The 18115-nt window shown below is 34.2% G+C and carries 9 protein-coding genes and 1 pseudogene; 8 read left to right on the top strand and 2 right to left on the bottom strand.

Annotated elements, in window-relative coordinates:
- Positions 1–134: 134 nt before the first annotated feature.
- The 5 genes and pseudogenes from M1V25_RS04810 to M1V25_RS04790 form a co-directional block, all read left to right on the top strand.
- A pseudogene (locus tag M1V25_RS04810) lies at positions 135–239 on the top strand (IS481 family transposase); the annotation flags it as partial.
- A 380-nt stretch (positions 240–619) separates the two neighbouring features.
- Positions 620–5854 carry an RHS repeat domain-containing protein gene (locus tag M1V25_RS04805; protein WP_498842590.1) on the top strand — a complete coding sequence of 1745 codons (5235 nt, stop codon included), beginning with the start codon at positions 620–622 and terminating at the stop codon, positions 5852–5854.
- Between the two features lie 10 nt (positions 5855–5864).
- Positions 5865–6497, top strand: a complete 633-nt coding sequence (locus M1V25_RS04800; protein WP_498842589.1) for a hypothetical protein — start codon at positions 5865–5867, stop codon at positions 6495–6497.
- Positions 6498–6516: 19 nt separating this feature from the next.
- The gene (locus M1V25_RS04795) at positions 6517–8505 is read left to right on the top strand and encodes a hypothetical protein (protein ID WP_116964533.1); all 1989 of its coding nucleotides are present in this window, start codon (positions 6517–6519) and stop codon (positions 8503–8505) included.
- 30 nt (positions 8506–8535) lie between these two features.
- The gene (locus M1V25_RS04790; RefSeq protein ID WP_498842588.1) at positions 8536–14268 is read left to right on the top strand and encodes an RHS repeat-associated core domain-containing protein; all 5733 of its coding nucleotides are present in this window, start codon (positions 8536–8538) and stop codon (positions 14266–14268) included.
- 72 nt (positions 14269–14340) lie between these two features.
- Here M1V25_RS04790 and M1V25_RS04785 read toward each other — a convergent pair whose 3' ends face one another.
- Positions 14341–15366, bottom strand: a complete 1026-nt coding sequence (locus M1V25_RS04785) for a DUF475 domain-containing protein (protein ID WP_239986778.1) — start codon at positions 15364–15366, stop codon at positions 14341–14343.
- Between the two features lie 5 nt (positions 15367–15371).
- Positions 15372–15938 (bottom strand): UbiX family flavin prenyltransferase, encoded by a 567-nt coding sequence (locus M1V25_RS04780; RefSeq protein ID WP_116964530.1) that lies wholly within the window; start codon positions 15936–15938, stop codon positions 15372–15374.
- A gap of 78 nt (positions 15939–16016) precedes the next feature.
- On the opposite strand from M1V25_RS04780, the gene M1V25_RS04775 reads away from it, so the two are divergent.
- From M1V25_RS04775 to pheA, 3 genes are read left to right on the top strand one after another with little or no spacing between them, the layout of a single operon-like run.
- On the top strand, positions 16017–16463 hold the full coding sequence (locus M1V25_RS04775; protein ID WP_498842587.1) for a DUF3301 domain-containing protein: 447 nt from the start codon (positions 16017–16019) through the stop codon (positions 16461–16463).
- Positions 16456–17166, top strand: a complete 711-nt coding sequence (locus M1V25_RS04770) for a glutathione S-transferase family protein (RefSeq protein ID WP_192877951.1) — start codon at positions 16456–16458, stop codon at positions 17164–17166. The genes M1V25_RS04775 and M1V25_RS04770 overlap by 8 nt, the downstream gene beginning before the upstream one ends.
- A gap of 32 nt (positions 17167–17198) precedes the next feature.
- Entirely contained in the window at positions 17199–18044 is an 846-nt protein-coding gene (gene pheA / locus M1V25_RS04765) for a prephenate dehydratase (protein ID WP_498842586.1), read from the top strand.
- Positions 18045–18115 lie beyond the last annotated feature (71 nt).

Below are 18115 nucleotides of genomic sequence, written 5' to 3'. Positions count from 1 at the left end.
GAATCCATCATTATCATCCTAAGAATCTCCTAAGCCATAAATATATGATTTTAGGAGATCACTAATTTAGTTGGATCCGACAATTTCCCTTGGTAATTAACACGACAAAATCCCTTGGTGTTAACAGCAACCTCATGTTGGATACTAATAATAAATTCATCAAAAATAAAGTCGGTTTGTTAAATTTAGCAGAGGAACTAGGAAATATTTCCAAAGCATGCAAAGTAATGGGTTTCTCATTATAAAAAACTTTGAACAGACTTTGAATAGACTCTTAGTCAAGCTTAAAATATCAAATAGAGTATCTAATACTCAAAACAACCTAATTATAATTAAATTTCAATCTAAATAATCTATTATTTTTGTATAAAAAATATAACTTTATAGTATTAAAGATGATTTATAAGAAGTGATGAGGATATCTATGACCTATATCAGAAATTATGAAATTATATGATCTATACTTACTATGACAACGATATTAGGAACAAACTATCTCAAACAACTATAAATAATAAGGAAAATAAGATTGCTGTGTTTCAGAAAACTTAAGTGTAACTCGAAGTAGAATTCTAGAGTTTAAAAAATCTAATTTATGAATGAAAGGAGGACTTAAATTATGATTATGAAAAAAACAATAGGTACGATGATAAGTCTGGTATATCTGTTGACATATGTACTTGAGCCTGCATATGGGGAAGTCTTAAGAGCAGAAGCAAGAGAAAGTGAAAAAAATGCAAAGGTCAATGCCACTACTTTTTCTGATAATAAAGAGGTGTTAAATTTATTACAAAATTTCTCACAGGCGAATAATGGGAATAGTTTTCAGTCATTAGCAGGTAATGCAAATTTACCAGTGACCTTATCTGTTAATCCTACAACGTTAAAGTTAGTTTTTTCAAATGAAATCGTGAAAATACTTAGTAAACCTGTTTCGACACTAAATTTTGGTCTGATGCTTACAAATGATAACGCCTATAATCCTTTAAACCGCTTGTTTGTAGATAAGGACTTAGCCTTAAATATTCCATATATCCAAGTCTTAACAGGTGAAGATGGTAAGAAATATTATCGTTTAAATATGGGACATAACCAATATTCATTTGAGGTTAAGCAAGATGAAAATGGCAATAAAGTAGGAGGGTTTTATTATACTAAGTTAGAGAAAGCAAAACTGATCTTTTTAGACGATAAAAGAATACAATTGATTGAAGAGGATGGCAGTCATTATTTTTTTGAGGAAAGCAATCAGTGGAATTTCCTATATCCTGCAACAGCTATTGTTAATAATACGGGAGATAGAATAAGTTTTCAGTATACGCCAGATGGTGGAGTTGAGATATTAAACCATGATAATGAGGTCATGGTTCAAGTATTAAAAATGCCAAGTGAAGTAATGATCACTTATCTTAATCCATTAGGAGAGTTACAGGAGTTTCATATTGTAAATGAAAATAGAGAACGTGTTAAATTAATCAATCCGCTGAATCAAACGCTAAGTTTAAATTATCAAGATGAAACAACGTTGGTAGATGTATTGTTTCCAACTGGAGCAATTTACCATTTTGATTATGCAAAACTCTCACAAGTGTCGTATGTGATAGATGGCTTAACAACACCTATTTTATATAACAATAGTTATGTGAGTCAGTTTGTGAAGAAGTTGGGCAATCGATACAGTGAAGATGGAGTATATCACTATAGTGTATCCCAAGATGGGCATAATTTTGCAGGAAATGGAATATGGTGTTCAAAGCAGATATTTGAGTCATTAAATCCTTTGCAAGACTGGATGTTAGAGTGTGGTTTGGAGCATCAAAATGGGGTATATGGTTACACGACGTGGATAGAAAGCAAAGTGCCTGTATTTAGCGGTAAGGGGATAGATTGGCAGCAGATGGTGATGAAAAATAGTTATAATTATCTGCATTTGTCAACTGGGATGAGTCTGGATGTCGGGGATAAAAGACTAACAGAACAGAAATTAATTTATCCTGAGAGTATTAAGAAGGCAAAGAGTTTTAGTGATTTATCGGATATTTACAATAAGCCTATTGAGGTGAATTACTTAACCTATGATGAGATAGGTAAAGACGTATTGCCAAGACAAATGATAGGTCAGTATCGCTATTATGTAAAAGAAGATGAAGGTAGTGGTGCTTATTTGGGTGCAATGAAGGAAGCGATAGATGGTTATGGCAATCAAATAGAGCTTGAGTACTACCCTGAAAGAGAGACAGGGACATATAGTCTTATAAAATCACAAAGGATGTATCGCTATGGCTCACAAGATGAGGCTAAGATGGATAGTCTAGGATTGTCGTGGTTAGAGAGTAGTGTAAAGGTTAAGGATAAAGCTTATCGAGTAAAAATGCCCTATATGAGTGAGACGATTTCGAGTTTAAACGGGCAAAAAACAAATGGTAATCGTATATCTCTTGATATAGATAAAAACAGTGTGTTGTATGGAAAGATAAAAGCAGCGACAGAATTAATACAAGGCTCCAATCCCTATATTAAGAAAGAGTTTGTAATGAATAAAACTGAAGATGGTAATTATGAGGTTTACACTATACAAACATCTGCTGAAGATGATACCAAAGACTTAGCACCAACTAGAGTGGAAAGTGAACATAGGATTTACAATCGTTATGGTGGCTTGATTAAGGTGGTGAATCCCTTAAATAATGATGTATTGATTTATGATAATTATGATGCATTAGGACGGGTTACGCAAATTACATATCTACCCAGTAATCAAGCACAATATAAGCAAGTTTATCGCTATAAATACATGATTAATAACAATCCAAACGAAGCAGGTTATGTATTGACAACGACGGTGGTTACACCAACGACAGGTAATATAGGATATAGCACAAGGACGTATTATGATCAGGAAAACCGAGTTGTCAAAGTGGAAACTCAAGCAATAGATCGTTCATTTTACTATGTTACTGCAGAGAGTCACTACAATAGCGCAGGGCAATTGAGTACAGAAGTCCAATATTATTATGATGAAGAGGGCAAATCGCATCCACAAGTCAGTCGCTATTTTTATAATGCAGAAGGAGAATTAGTTGTTATCCAACAAGCAGATGGCAAGAGTGTGGTAAATCTTAACGATGGTTATCGTGAGCAGAAAATCAGTTATATACTAGAACCGACTGAGGAGTTGATGCCTGTAGTAAATGGAGTGCAAGAGTTATCATTGTGTTTTGATCCTTTGAAATCTCCTGAATTTAAGATAGGCTCCGATATAAGTGCATGGCAACCATTGTATACAAGGTGTAAAGTACGTACTGTTAGCATCTCACAAAGCATAGTTTCTAATATATCAAATGATACAAAGAGACCGATTTGGAAATATCAAAGACAAGATGAATATAGTATTGTATTAAATAAAGATTTTAAGTATACCAATGAATCTGGTTTAAGAGTTCCATTATATAAGAATAAAGAGATTTATGCCTTGGTGGAAAAATTAAGTAATGAGGCATTAAATGGCGTGGCGTTGGATAGGAAAAATCTCATTGAATTATCTGAGCAGGTAAGGAGAGATTGTTTATCTGGAAACTGTCAAGCTCTGAGTTTTAATACGACTAGACTCAATGATTTACAATTACCAGAAAAACAACGGGATTTGGTCAATGGCTGGGCAGTTGAATATATCTATGACACTAAAGATCAGACAAAATTAATCGCAGAAGTGAAGCTTTATAAAAATAATAATCATGAGGAGCAAGCATTAAGTACCACTTATTATGATTATGATAACTATGGTCACGTTATAAAAGTAAAGGTAGCGAAAGGGGGATACAATTCAGAGATTGCTGCTGGCAGACAGAGCAATGATGTCTATCACATAGGAGAAAGAACTTACACATCATTGGGTTACTTACTAAGCAGTACAAGTTTAATCAATGAAATTGGTCAAAATAGCACATTTGGTTATGATAAATTGACAGGTTTACCGATATGGATGAAAGATGCTGAAGGTAATGGTATCAAGATATATTATGAAAATGAGATATGGAAATTAAGACCAAGTAAAGTTGTTTATGAAGGTAAAATTTTCGAGGATGGTTTTGTAATTTACTATAGCTATAATGCCAATGGTGATATTGCCAAAATTCGCAAGGATGATCATTTGGGTCATCTCATTAGTGAGATTTCCTATGATTACCATACTGTAACCTTAGAGCTTACAAACATCAAGATGAGTTATCCTGATGGAAGCATGAGAAAGCTTACATTTAACTATAATGGATATGAGACATTAGTTCAAAAAACATACAACAAAGAAGATGGATTCATTTGGCAACAAAGCTACAAGAGTAATCATTTAGGGTTACCGATAAAGGTAACCTATAGTGGTCAAGCAAATAGTACGATTATGGTTGATTATCAGACTGATTTATTAGAGCGTGCTGTTTCATATAATGACAAGGTGGGACGAATCTTTAATTATGACAGTTTGGGGCGATTAATAGGCATAGATAATGTGTTAAATGCAATAAAAATGAGAAGCTATGCATATGACTACAATAGATTAGGTCAAAAAGCGCAAAGAACGTCGTGGACAGAAGATGATGAGTCTTCTAATTTAGTTAAGACGGTGCAACGTTATGACTATACGCCATTAGGGCAATTATCGGTATTTAGCTGTGAAGGAGCAGAGTGCCCTAAAGCTCAGGGTAATATAATTAGTAAAGAGCAATATAGTTATGATGATGTATTGAATAAATTATTAGAAGTGAAACGAGAGTTTGGCGATAGCAATACAGATATAACACGCTACTTTTATGCTAATCCAGATCCTACGCAAGTCAGTAAAGTAGAGTCACAAACCATCACTACATTGTTGCAATATGATAAGAATGGTAACGTTATTGCCATGGATAAAGAGAAGAAAGATGGTACAAAAGAAGCTCATACTCTGCGTTATGATGCAGCTCAAAATCTGATAGAACTAAAAACAGACAGCAAAGTTATTCGTTATGTTTATGACATGTTTGGTCGCCAAATTGAAGAAAGTGTAACGGATGTAAAAGCAAAAACTGATAAGAAGCAAGTGAATTATTATCTATCAGGCTTAATGGAGCAAAAAATTGGTGTAGATAGTCGATATTACGTTGGTGATGGTAGCCTCTATAAAGGTGAGTATGAGCGAGTGATCACAGATGGATTTAATATAACTGGAAATGTGAAAAATAATGTTATAGAAGGCAATTTTGTCTATACCCCATTTGGTGAACAGACGGATAGCCAGATTGCAAGCCTATATCAGGCGCAGCAATTAGCGTTAAGTGTGCAAAAAAGTAATTTGGGTTATAGGATGATAAATACCGATAGGGAAACCAATTGGCAGTTCTTAGGGGAAGGCTATCGTGCATATAATCCTGAGTTGAGAGTATTTATGAAGCATGACTCATGGTCACCTTGGAGATCAGGCGGAGTTAATGGTTATAGTTATGCAGGGAATGATCCGATAAATGCTTTTGATCCAACAGGGCATGTCACAGAAGGCGATCAGAAGAAGATCACCACTGCAATTGATTTATTTATCTCCACTTGGCAAGCAGCAGCGATTGTAGGAGGGCTATCACTAGTCATAGGCACAATCATCGCGTTTATTCCAGGGGTGAATTTGATTGCAGGGCTAATTATTGGCTTTGTTGCGGAAGTAGCGGTGTTTTCTTGCCACCTGGGGATTGATGGGCTGGGGAGTAGCAAAAGATCAAGTAGGTGCTTTTATTGGCGCGGCATTCCTAAATGCAGCAATAGGATTTACTTTTATTGCTGGGGCATTGTTGCTATCACGATTATATTTTGTAGTGAAATATATTCCTAAAGGAAATAGAATGGCAGCTTTTCGGAGTATAAAGAAGTTACCTAGTAACAAAGTTATTAAAGCAAAAGGTCTAGAAGTTGAAAGTAAGCTCAAAAATGATATTGGTTCTTTACTTGAACGTGATCCAACAACTGTTCAAGGGACTATGATAGATAATGTTAATCAAGGAAGGCAATCGATAATAAGGCAAAACTCTGTAAGGCAATCTCAATCTCTTAAAGTTAACGAAGGAGAGGTTATGAATGAGAAAGTGACAAACCAAGAGTATGAAAAACTAAGGATATTTCCTGAAGATAGTATGGAAGATGCATTACATAAAATAAGTAATGTGGGCGACAAGATGAGTAAGTTAAAAGGTCATGGTTTCCTAGGAGAAGGGGAAAGTGCTCTTTCAAAACAGCTTGCTGATATAAATGAAGATAATATTAGTATTTTATTAACTGAATCCTCAAAAAATCAAAGATTTGGTATGTTTTGGAGAGTAAAATTTAAGGATATAAACTCAGATTATAAGTTTTCTACTGGCGCTACTATTCAAAATATACAAAATGATCTTCCAATAAAATTGGGAGGTGAAGGTAGGTGCGCTGCTATGATATGTTCTAAGATAAGAGGACATATAGATGATTATTTAGAGCAATAAATATAAATGGAGAATAACGATGAGCAATATCAATAAAATATTATATTTAATCGGTTTATTAAGTAGTGCTACTTTTGTTTATGCAGGACAAGGCCATTTCTTAACCATTTATAACGATTCAGATCAAGATTATCAAATTTCTCAAGGGAAAAATGACTGTTGGTATCCAAAAGATCTAGCAAGTAATATGGTGAATAAAAAAAATAGCAAAACCTTTTATACTGAAGAAAGTGAAAATTTTTTTGGGGGCTGTACAAGTAGAAATAAATATTTTGATTTTAATATTAAAAGCACGGATGGCACGGTCAATAAAGCGTTCACATATAGAGTCAAACATGTTGATTCATCCCCTTATCGAAGTTTGCGTAACAATACGGATATATCGCAATATGTGATGATAGAAGGTTGTTCTGATCAATGTCGGTATTCAATCTATATTAATCAACAAGATGAGTTTCAGATTGCAAGTAATAACTCAAGCAATTTTTCAAAAAGCATGTCATATCCACAAGATTATCGGTATTCAATTACAGATAAAAGCGTAAACAAAACCCCAAAATTGACAATTAATAACGCGTCTGCTTATTCACTTAGTATTGTTTCTGTTTCCAGTGTGTGTCCACCAGTAAAAAATGCAGCAGAAGAAAAAAATAGGCTGCCTTGTATTAAATGGGTAAATTCACAAGACCCAGTTGGTAAAGTTATCAATCCTTATGATTCTTATACTTTTACTTTTGAGCCTAGTATTTTGAAGTCTTATCGTAATGGTTATCCTGAAAAAGAAGGATTGAGCTATGTAGGGGAAGGATTTTTCTATCCTAGCTTTAAAATTACTTTAAAAAATAATACAACACAGGGATTATGTACAATAGAAACTGTTGGTTATAGTGCAGAAGGGGAAAATAAGAAGCTTGCTCGTGGGTTAGATTTTAAGCCTTATAGTATGAATTGGAATACTTATTATTATTCGATTGTAGGGACAACAGCAACTATTGCTAATTCTGCATATTTATATATGTATTCAGGGATTAATGTGGCTGATATGCTTGATTTGAGTCAAGCACAAAACCAAAAAGCGGACATTAGTATTACAGCATGTGGTCCTGAAATACGTAATCAATTAACGATTGTTAATCGTTCAAATTTAACGTTACATTCGTTTCAAAGCCCAGAAAAAGATGCTTTTAAACCTATACCCCTTTTAGATAAAGGTATATTAAATCCAAGAACGTTCCAAGTTTTGACAGCATTGGACGACTACTTACCTAAACAGGTTAACTTACAGTTTTCAGTTGTGGAAAATGAAGCACCTTATAAAGTTAAAGTTATGCAAGATGGTACAAGGGAAGATTGTGATATGACACCTAGCTCATGGATATGTGATTATACCAAAACATCATCGGGTGCTACGATTTTATTATCTCCTAATAAAGTGATGTTTAAGATTTGTTCTCCAACAGGTTATATTAAATTAGACAATGTTATGGCAGAATCAATTTTTCAAGACTTTGAACCTATAGCAAATCAACCTTGTGTGGAAGCGCTATCAGATGAATCCTACATTGATTTAAATGGAAAGAGTTTTGATTTCTATATTGGTGAGAAACAATATAAAGGGACTTTTGATACCGATGGTCATATTGCCATAACAGCCAGCATGGAGCATCAAGATGAGATTTTTACCGTTGTTAAGGGTACAGATAGTTTAAATACAACGATGTATGTTTATCCAAAAATTGATGAAATTATATTTTCGACATTTGGTAAAACAGAAGTTATACCATTAAATCCATGGGGTGCAAATAGTATTGGCATCTCTTCACAAGACAATAGGACACATAGGCAAGTTGTTGTAGTTTATGCAGTATTTGATAGTTATTTTAAAATAGGTCCTTATGCGTGTGAAGCAACAGAGACAGAGCAGTATAAAACTCCACGCAAAGTTCCTTGTATCCTTAATATAGAAAAAAATGAAAAATTGCAATTAGTTCCAAGTGTTAGATGGTGAGTTAAGATAAGCGGAAAGCTTTAGGAGTATATGATGTTAATTAAAAACTCATGTGTGATGTTGACGAATCTAGCGTATATCTTAGCTTTTGTAATAGAACCTAGCTATGGAAAGGTTTTAGTTACAGACTCAAGTGTGGAGGATAAAAATACAAAGAGCAATTTGACAACACCCTTAGACAATAACAAGACGCTTAATTTACTGCAAAATTTCGCACAGGTGAATAATGGTAATAGCTTTCAGTCATTGGCTGGTAATGTTAATTTGCCGGTGAGTTTGTCAATTAATCCTGCAACGTTAAAACTTAATTTTGCTAATCAAATTGTGCAAATAAGAAGTACGCCAATATCGCCATTGAGTTTTAATTTAACCATTAATAATAACAATGCCCTTAACCCTTTAAACCGCTTATTTGTAAGCAAAGATTTATCACTTAATATTCCTTATATACAAATTCAGCATGGAGTCAATGGCAAGCAATATTATAGGCTAAACCTGGATCAGAAAAATGAATCTTTTGAGGTAGAGGAAGTTCATGGAAAAAAAATAGGCAAATTATTTTACACTAAACTTCAAAGAAGTAAGATTGAATTTATAGATGAAGGAGAAGTTAAGATAACTGAAGAGGATGGAACAATCTACGTGTTTAAACGAGTAGAGACGTATGGCAGTTATTTATATCCTTTGGCGCTAATTTTAAATAATAAGGGGGACTATATTCAATTTGTATATGATCAAGATGGAATTAAAATTAAAAATAAGCGTGGCGACGTTATAGTAAATGTTTTAAAAATGCCATCCCAAACGGATATTATATATCTTGATCCGTTGGGTCGTGAGCAGACCTTTAGAATATATGAAGATCAAAATGGCAAGAATATTTATCTTCTCAATCCATTAGCACAAAAAGTAAGTTTAAGTTATCAAGATTTGAGCAATATCACTGAGATTATATTTCCAAATGGTGTAAAGTATCAATTTAACTACGATGGAATAAAGACTGTTAGCTATGTGATTGACGGTAAAACAACTCCAGTGCCATATAATAATGTTCATGTCAGTCAATTTACTAAACATCTGTCTAATCGTTATAGCAAAGATCAAACGTTTGATTATTATCATGATGCAGATGGACGAAATTTCGCAGGTAATAATATTTGGTGTTCTAAAGCTACGTTTGATCAAATTGAAAAAAATCCTTTGTTAGATTGGATGTTGGAGTGTGGGTTAGAGCATTTAGATGGGGTGTATGGCTATACAAACTGGATAACCAGTAAGACTCCCGTGTTTAATGGATTGGATAATGAACTTCGCACGATGAAAGTAAAACAGAGCTTTAATTATTTACATCAATCCGTTGGCATAAGTGTAGCACTTGAAATGAAAGATCAAACAAGCAAAGCTAAGGAAAAGTTAATCTGGAAGGAAATTGATTCGCAAAGTAATGAGTATGATCAAAGTGTCTATAGTAGTAAAACGCAGGCATTTTCTAATCTATCAGATAGCTATCAGTTTCCTGAAAAAGTTACTTATTCTGTATTCGACCTTTTAGGAAATGAAGAGGCTAAGCGTTTTATAGGAGTATATGCTTATTATAATAGTGAAACTAAGGAAGCAGGTAAATATAGAGGTGCTTTAAAGCATGCAGTAGATGCTTTTGGTAATGTTGTTGAGTTCCAGTATTATCCTGAATCTCAAGCTGAACAAGCCATGTTAAAGCAACAGAAAATGTACATGTATGACTCAACTAAAACGGCATTAGTTACAAATGACAATTTATCTTTACTCGAAACTCAAGTGAACGTTGATGGAACCTCATATGTGCTAAAAGCACCTTATGTAAACCGGATGACAAGTTTTTTTAATGGCAAAAAAATGAATTCTACAGAATACAAGGTAAACTCAATTCCTAGCAGCGCTTTATATGGTGCAGTCAATCAATCTACAGAGTTAATTAAAGGACAAAATGCCTATATAGATAACAGCATTAAGTTGTCTGAATATGGAAATGATGGCTATGAGTTATGGACAGAGCAAAGAGATTTACAAGCTGACAAAACTATAGGTTTAGTGCCGATTAAGCATGAAAGTGAGCATCAATTTTTCAATGCGTATGGTGGATTGGTTAGAGTAGTTAATCCAGTGTCTAAAGATGAAATTATCTATGAAGATTATGATGCTTTGGGAAGGGTAAAGAGAATAAGTTACCTACCTAATGGCAGAGCGAACTTAAAACAAACAATAATCTATACCTACAAAGTGTTAAGCGATAAAAATGAGGCAGGATATCTTCTTGAAATGAAGCTTATTACGCCAACAACAGGGTCTAAAGGTTATATCAATAAAACTTATTATGATAATGAAGGAAGGGTAACGCGTACGGAAGTGCAAAACCAGACTAGAGATGGATTTTATCCGGTAGAAGAAAAATATTATGAAGCTGGATTACTCATGTCAATTGTTAGTTATTATTATGATGAAATTGGCAATCAATCGCCTAATGTCAGACGCTTTTTTTACGATGAAAAAGGGAATGTTACGGCGGTTCAAAGAGAAGATGGAAAAACAATAGTCATGATCAATGATGACTACAGAAAAAGAAAATTAAGTTATACGCTTGAGCCAACAACTGAAGTGATTGAGGAAAAGTCTTTATGTTTTAATCCTCTTATTTCTCATATCAGTCATAATCCTTATGATACAAGCGGCATAAAATATACAAGCTGTACAGTTAAACCTGTAGAGATTTCTGAAACTGAAATTCAGAATATTTCGAGTGATAAAAATCATCCTTTATGGCAAGAGGGTGATCAATATCATTATGGCATCATTATGCAGCCTGATTTTCGGTATACGGACGAAACAGGTGGTCGTATGGCTTTGTATAGTAAAGATCAAGCAGTAAAAGAGCAGATTCAAGCTTTAGTAGCAGAGGCTAAGAAAGGCAGATGGCTTGATAGGTATGCCTTAACTACTTTAGCTGATTCGATAAAGAAAACCTGTAGTTCTCCCAATCAAAATTGTATGGCGATGTCGTTTATTAAAACGCAAATGAAGGAAGGAATTCCCATGCAAAGCGAAAATATGGTAGAGGGCTTAATGGAGACCTATGAGTATGATAAAGAACAAATTGGAGTATTGATTGGTCAGACAACAAGCTATAAAGTGGGAAAGGTTTGGCATAGATTAAGTGAGCTAAAGTATCAGTATGACGATTATGGCAATGTCATTAAAACAGAACTTATCGACAAAATAAACAACAAAGTGATCAAAGTAGGTACGCAAAGCTTTAGCAGTTTAGGGTATTTATTATCGTCAACGACATTATTAAATGATGATAAAGAAAATATTAAAATTAAATATGACGTTAATTCTGGTTTACCAATAGAATTTCAAGATGCAAAGGGGAATAAAGTTGTAACCATATATGATGAAATATGGATGAGTCCTAAGACTGCTCTTTTTTATAATACGTTGGGAGACAAGGAATTTGAAATAAATTGGACATATGATCAAAATGGGAATGTACATGTTTTAGAGAAAAAAGAAGCGTCAGGTAAGCTTGTGAGCAAAACAGAATATCATTATGACCCTGTTACCTTGAGCTTAACTCAGTTGGATATGCTGTATCCTGATGGTAGCCAAAGACGTTTAGATTTGCGCTATAATTCATATGGTACATTGGTAGAAAAAAGCTACCAGGCAGATGGAAAGGTTGTGTTAACACAAAAATCACAAAGCAACTATTTAGGGATGTTAGAAAAAGCAGAGTATCAAGGAGCTTCTCCCGTAAGTTTAGGTGTGAACTATAATCCTAATTTAACAGTAAACGAACTATGGCAAAATAATATCAAAGGACAAACTTATCGCTATGATGTGTTAGGGCGATTATCCAAAGTAGAGAATTATTTAAATGGAACGATGATGAGGGCGTATAATTATAGTTATAATAAATTAGGTCAGAAGTCAGAAAAGATTATACAAACCGAAGACAATGCAGAATCAAATTTGCGAGAAAGTATAGAAAGATATAGTTATACAGCATTAGGGCAGCTACAGTCATTTATTTGTAAAGGATTTGAATGTCCAATTACTCCTGATGGAAAGGTATTAAAGGAAGAATATTATCTTTACAATGACGCATTAAATCAGTTAAAACAAGTCCAGAGCGTGACAAAAGATGGTGCTATTTCTGTAATGCATTATTCTTATGATCATAAAGACCCAACTCAAGTTAGTAAAATTGAAACAAAAGATAACAGTATTGTTTTGAGTTATGATGAGAATGGAAATATTGTACAGATGGCGGAAAAGAATACTCCTAGCGAATTAGTAACTCATCAATTTACGTATGATGCTGCACAAAATTTAATTCGCTTAAATATGCAGGATAAAGAAATTGGGTACACCTATGATACCAATGATCGTCAAGTGATGGTGGAGTTAAAAGACAGTAAAACAGGGAAAAATAGCAGTCAAGTTAATTATTATTTAGATAGTTTGATAGAGCAAAAAGTTGAGTCTGATGCGCGTTATTATGTCGGTGGAGGAAGTATTTATCATGGCGAATATCAAGCACAAATTAATGATGGTTTTAATGTAACAGGTAATGTTGTTGCAAATAAGATAGAAGGTAACTATGTTTATACTCCCTATGGTTACATGAGTGACTTGAATCAGGCAGAAAAGTTTGCGCTCAGTGTACAAAAAAATAATCTCAGTTATCGTATGACAGCACAAGATCAAGCTACAGGATGGCAATTTTTAGGTGATGGTTATCGAGCGTATAATTCTGAGTTAAGGATATTTATGAAGCATGATGGTGCTTCACCCTTTGGTATCGGTGGAATTAATGGTTATAGCTATGCAAGTAATAATCCTGTAAATTTCTTTGATCCTACAGGACACGCAACAGAAGCGGATCAAAAACAAATCATGAGTGCTATGGACGTGTTTGCCAAAAACTATAAGGGTGGAATATTGATTGGGGTTGGTGCTTTTTTGTTAAGTCTTGTTGTAAGCTTTATTCCTGGGGTTGGACTGTACTTACCTGTGCTAATTGGTTTTGTAGCTGAAGTCATAACGAATGTTGTTTTAACAGGTGTTGTTTTTGGCTGGGGTGAAGTAGCAAATAATTGGCAGCAGTTTACGCTTGCTGGCTTAATAAATGTAGCAATGGGTTTGGGGTTCGTAGCATTGGGGGCTACCATTGTTAGATTCTATTATGTTGCAAGGTATGCACCAAAAGGTGCCCATACCCAGACATTTTTTAAAGCTGTTAGCAATAAACAGATTAAAAAAGATTGGATACAAAATCGAACCATAGAGGGGTATAGACTTGACAAAATCATTGGTAAAGGTGAAGAAGGTAGTGTATTTTTAGCGTTAAAAAATGAAGAAAAAGTTGCCATTAAATTTAAACATAAAAATAAGGGTGTAAAGTCTTTGCAGGAGGAAGCAGATAATTTTAATCGTTTCTACAGTAAAAGAGAGCCTGAATTAGCAACAGCAAAATATGTTAAACAAGATAAAGCGTTAATTATGCCTTATTTTGAAGGTCAAACGGTGAAGAAAAAATTGCAGTTACTTGAAGCTGGACAGGATAAATACAACCGGTTATTAAAAGATTATCAAGACTTCAAAAAAAATTACAACCAGGATCGGAGTTTTTATCTTCCTGATTTTCATCAGGGGAACGTTATTATTGATAATGAAGGGAAATTTAGAGTTATTGATTTCTCTCATTTGGTCAATCGTAAATGAAATTTCATCTCTAAATAGAAATGCCGTAAGGTTACTTACATGAATTTACCTGTTTTGATAAATGGACAATGGTTAAGTCAAGTTTAGCCCCCTACAATTGGCAATTTTCGAATGAATAAAAGCAATAATAATTAATCCAATCCCCACAGTACCTGTTAACCACTCAGGTACATGTGTATATATTTTTATAAACATAATAACTGCTAGAAAGCCGATTGCATAATGCGCGCCATGTTCGAGATAGCGGAATTTAGACAAAGTTTTATGCTCAACAAAGAAGAGGGTGAGTGAGCGAACATACATCGCCCCAATACCTAAACCGATCATAATAATAAAAATATTGGTTGAAATGGCAAACGCGCCAATAACGCCATCAAAGCTAAAAGAAGCATCTAAAACCTCTAGGTATAAAAATCCCATCAGCCCGTTTTGAGCAACTTTACCTGTCATGCTCCCACCAAATGCATAATTTAAAATACCCAGTGCTTCATGAACTATAAGCCCCATTAAAAAAGCAAGTGCTAATGTGCCACCTTGCCCAAGTGCAGCATTGTAAATCACAATATAGGCAATAATGAGTGCAAAAATAATATAACCACCAGGATAGTGACGAATCAGGCTAACAAAACGATTTTCTTCAAGCCAGCTGATCCAGTGCAATTCATGTTTTTCAGCAACAAAAAATTTCAGAAAAACCATGATCAAGAAGCCTCCACCAAAGGCACAAATGGTTGGAAAGCCAAGTTCAAGTGCATGTTGATAAGATTTTGGATCATTCGTTGCAAGTTTAAATACATCACTAAAAGACAGTGATGTTGTTATGCTAACCAGTAAAATCGGGAAGATTAAGCGCATACCAAAAACAGCAACTGGTAAACCAATCCATATGAAAGCTTTCTGCCATTTTTTTGGCATTTTAGCCAATACTTTTGCATTGACAACAGCATTATCAAAGCTTAACGAAATTTCTAATAAGGCTAAGATCAAAATAAGATAAAGTGCATATAATTTATGATTTGGCTCCAATAGAACCGCAGCAATAATACCAATGAGTGTGACAAAAAAAGCGCTATAAAAATATTTTAGGTGTTGGTACATGATCTTTATCCCTGCCATTGTTTCATTTCTGGAAGTTTAAGTCCAAAAACATCAAGTGTACGATATACAAAATCGCTAATAATGTCATCTAATGTTTGTGGGTGATTGTAAAAGGCAGGGACAGGTGGCATGATAATTGCACCTGCTAAAGTAGCTTTTTTCATATTTTCAATATGGATCAGATTAAACGGGGTTTCGCGTAAACAAAGGATGAGTTTTCTTCTTTCCTTTAAAACTACATCTGCTGCACGCGTTATTAATGAGTCACCCATTCCATTGGCAACTTCGGCTAAAATTTTAGTTGAAGCTGGAATAATAAGCATTCCATCTGTACGATAAGAGCCACTTGCAAGTGGTGCACCAATATCGGCATTCGAATAGACGTATGTTGCAAGTGACTTAATGTCTTGTGAACGGTAGCTTGTTTCATATTCCCGTGTCATCTCAGCGGGCTTTGAGACGATCAAATGCGTTTCAATATGATATGATTTTAAAACAGTAAGCATTTTGAAGGCGTATTCGATGCCTGTTGCACCTGAAATGGCAATTATAATTTTATTGTGTTGTAGCATATTGAGCACAAAATACTTTTCATAAATAGGCTTCGGAGTATAATGTAAAAATTAAGATGATCAAAGATCAAAATCAATATGAGTATAACAATTGCCAGTGCAATCATTGTGTTAGTCGTTGTCGCTTTGCTATGGCGAACATCAATGAAAGCGCGTGAATTGGCGATCGTCACTGCAATTAAAATATGTAAGCAATGGGATGTGCAATTACTTGATGATACAGTTTGTTTAACCAAGACGAAACTGTCACGCCAAAATAATATTGGCAGCATGTGTTTATTTCGAGAATATGCGTTTGAATATAGTTATGATGGTATTAATCGCTATAAAGGTCTCTTACAATTTAATGGTGGTCATTTTCTACAGGTTATTTCAGATGACCAAAAAATTTCACCCATAGAAATACAAAAGCACGATAGTACAGTTAAAGAAAAAACATATATCAATAATATTATTGATTTAAATGATTATAAAATTCACCAATATAAATCAACTAATAATCAAGATAAGGATCATTGTGATTGAGTTATATCAATTTCCTAAAATGTGTGGATTGCCTAATACTAGCCCCTTTTGTATGAAGCTAGAGAGCTATCTGATTGCACAGAAATACGATTACAAAAATCATTACAGCGTGGACATGCGTGGCTCACCAACAGGAAAAATGCCGTACATTAAAAAAGATGGTAAGATTTACGTTGATAGTAGTTTAATTATTGATATGCTTGAAGAAATAAGTCCCTATCCTATGCAAAAAAACTTAAGTATATTGGAAAAATCACAAACTTTGGCTTATAAACGTTTGTGTGAAGAGCATTTATATTGGATGCTTGTTTATAACCGTTGGATTGATAAAACGTCAGAGAATACATGGCAAAAAATACTCTCAAGCACGACACAAATGCCAAAGTTTTTGTTCAATATCATTTTCAAAGTTATGACCAAAAATGCAACTAAGCAACTTTATGAACAAGGCTTAGGTAGATTAAATGCACAACAGATTTATGAAAAAGCAGACCATGATCTGGAAGCCTTGGCAAATTTTCTTGCGGATAAAAACTATTTTTTTGTTGAGCATGCAACACTGCTGGACCATATAGTGTATGCGTTTGTTGCCAATATTTTTTATACACCGTGGCAGAGTGAATTAAAAGTAAAGTTAAATAAATATCCAAATTTAATTGCACATAGTAAGCGAATGTTAGCGCAGTTTTTTAATATAAGGTAGACCGTAAAGTATTTAGGTAAAAGGGGGAATATTTGAGTTTGATCATATCTTTTCAAGGTGAAAAAGGTGCTTATTCCGAGCAAGCAATACATAAGCTTTATCAAAAAAAGCAAATACAAGATATTACAACCTTTCCTTGTATGTCATTTGCTGAAGCCTTAGAAGCAGTAGCTGAAAAAAAAGCTAATTTTGCTATGATTCCAGTTGAGAATTCAATTGCAGGGACAGTTCTTCCTGCTTACGACGAATTATTAAAATATAACCTTCGCATTCAGCACGAAGTGATTTTAAAGGTTGAACATTGTTTAATGAGTCACCCTGATGCTAAATTTGATGATATTATACTTGTGCGTTCACATCCTCAGGCATTGGCTCAGTGCCAGAACAATATTGCCAGGATGCAACTAAGTCCTAAAATCTTTGTCGATACTGCTGGAGCAGCCAAATATATTGCTGAAAAAGGTATTCTCGATCAAGCAGCCATTGCCAGTAAACTTGCCGCAAAAACTTATTCACTTAAAATTTTAAAGGAGCAATTTGAGGATGAACCATTTAATTACACTCGATTTTTCTTGTTAGGGCGTGACGGAGCAAATGAGTCATATCAACAAGGGATAGCATATAAATCCTCAATTATTTTTACAACACTACATAAACCCAATGCACTGGTTCAAGTGTTAACTTGTTTAGCTGAGCATGGTATTAATATGAGTAAAATTGAATCACGACCATCGCGCTCACGTGCCTGGGATTATAGTTTTTTTGTTGACTTTGAAGGACATGAAGAAGAGCGAAATGTACAAGCAGCATTACTTGCTATTTTGAAAAAGACATCTTTTTTAAAGAATTTAGGCTGTTATCAGTCTGTTCAATTATAGAGAAGAATATGAGCAGCATCCATTGTAGAAATATTTCTAACATGTTATATGCTGCGCGTCCTATGAATTCA

Origin of the sequence: Candidatus Nebulibacter yamunensis (genome assembly GCF_024208055.1) — a bacterium.
GTDB lineage: Bacteria > Pseudomonadota > Gammaproteobacteria > Francisellales > Francisellaceae > Caedibacter > Caedibacter lacustris.
Note: the sequence above shows the minus strand (reverse complement) of the source record. Positions and strands in the feature narration are given on the sequence as shown.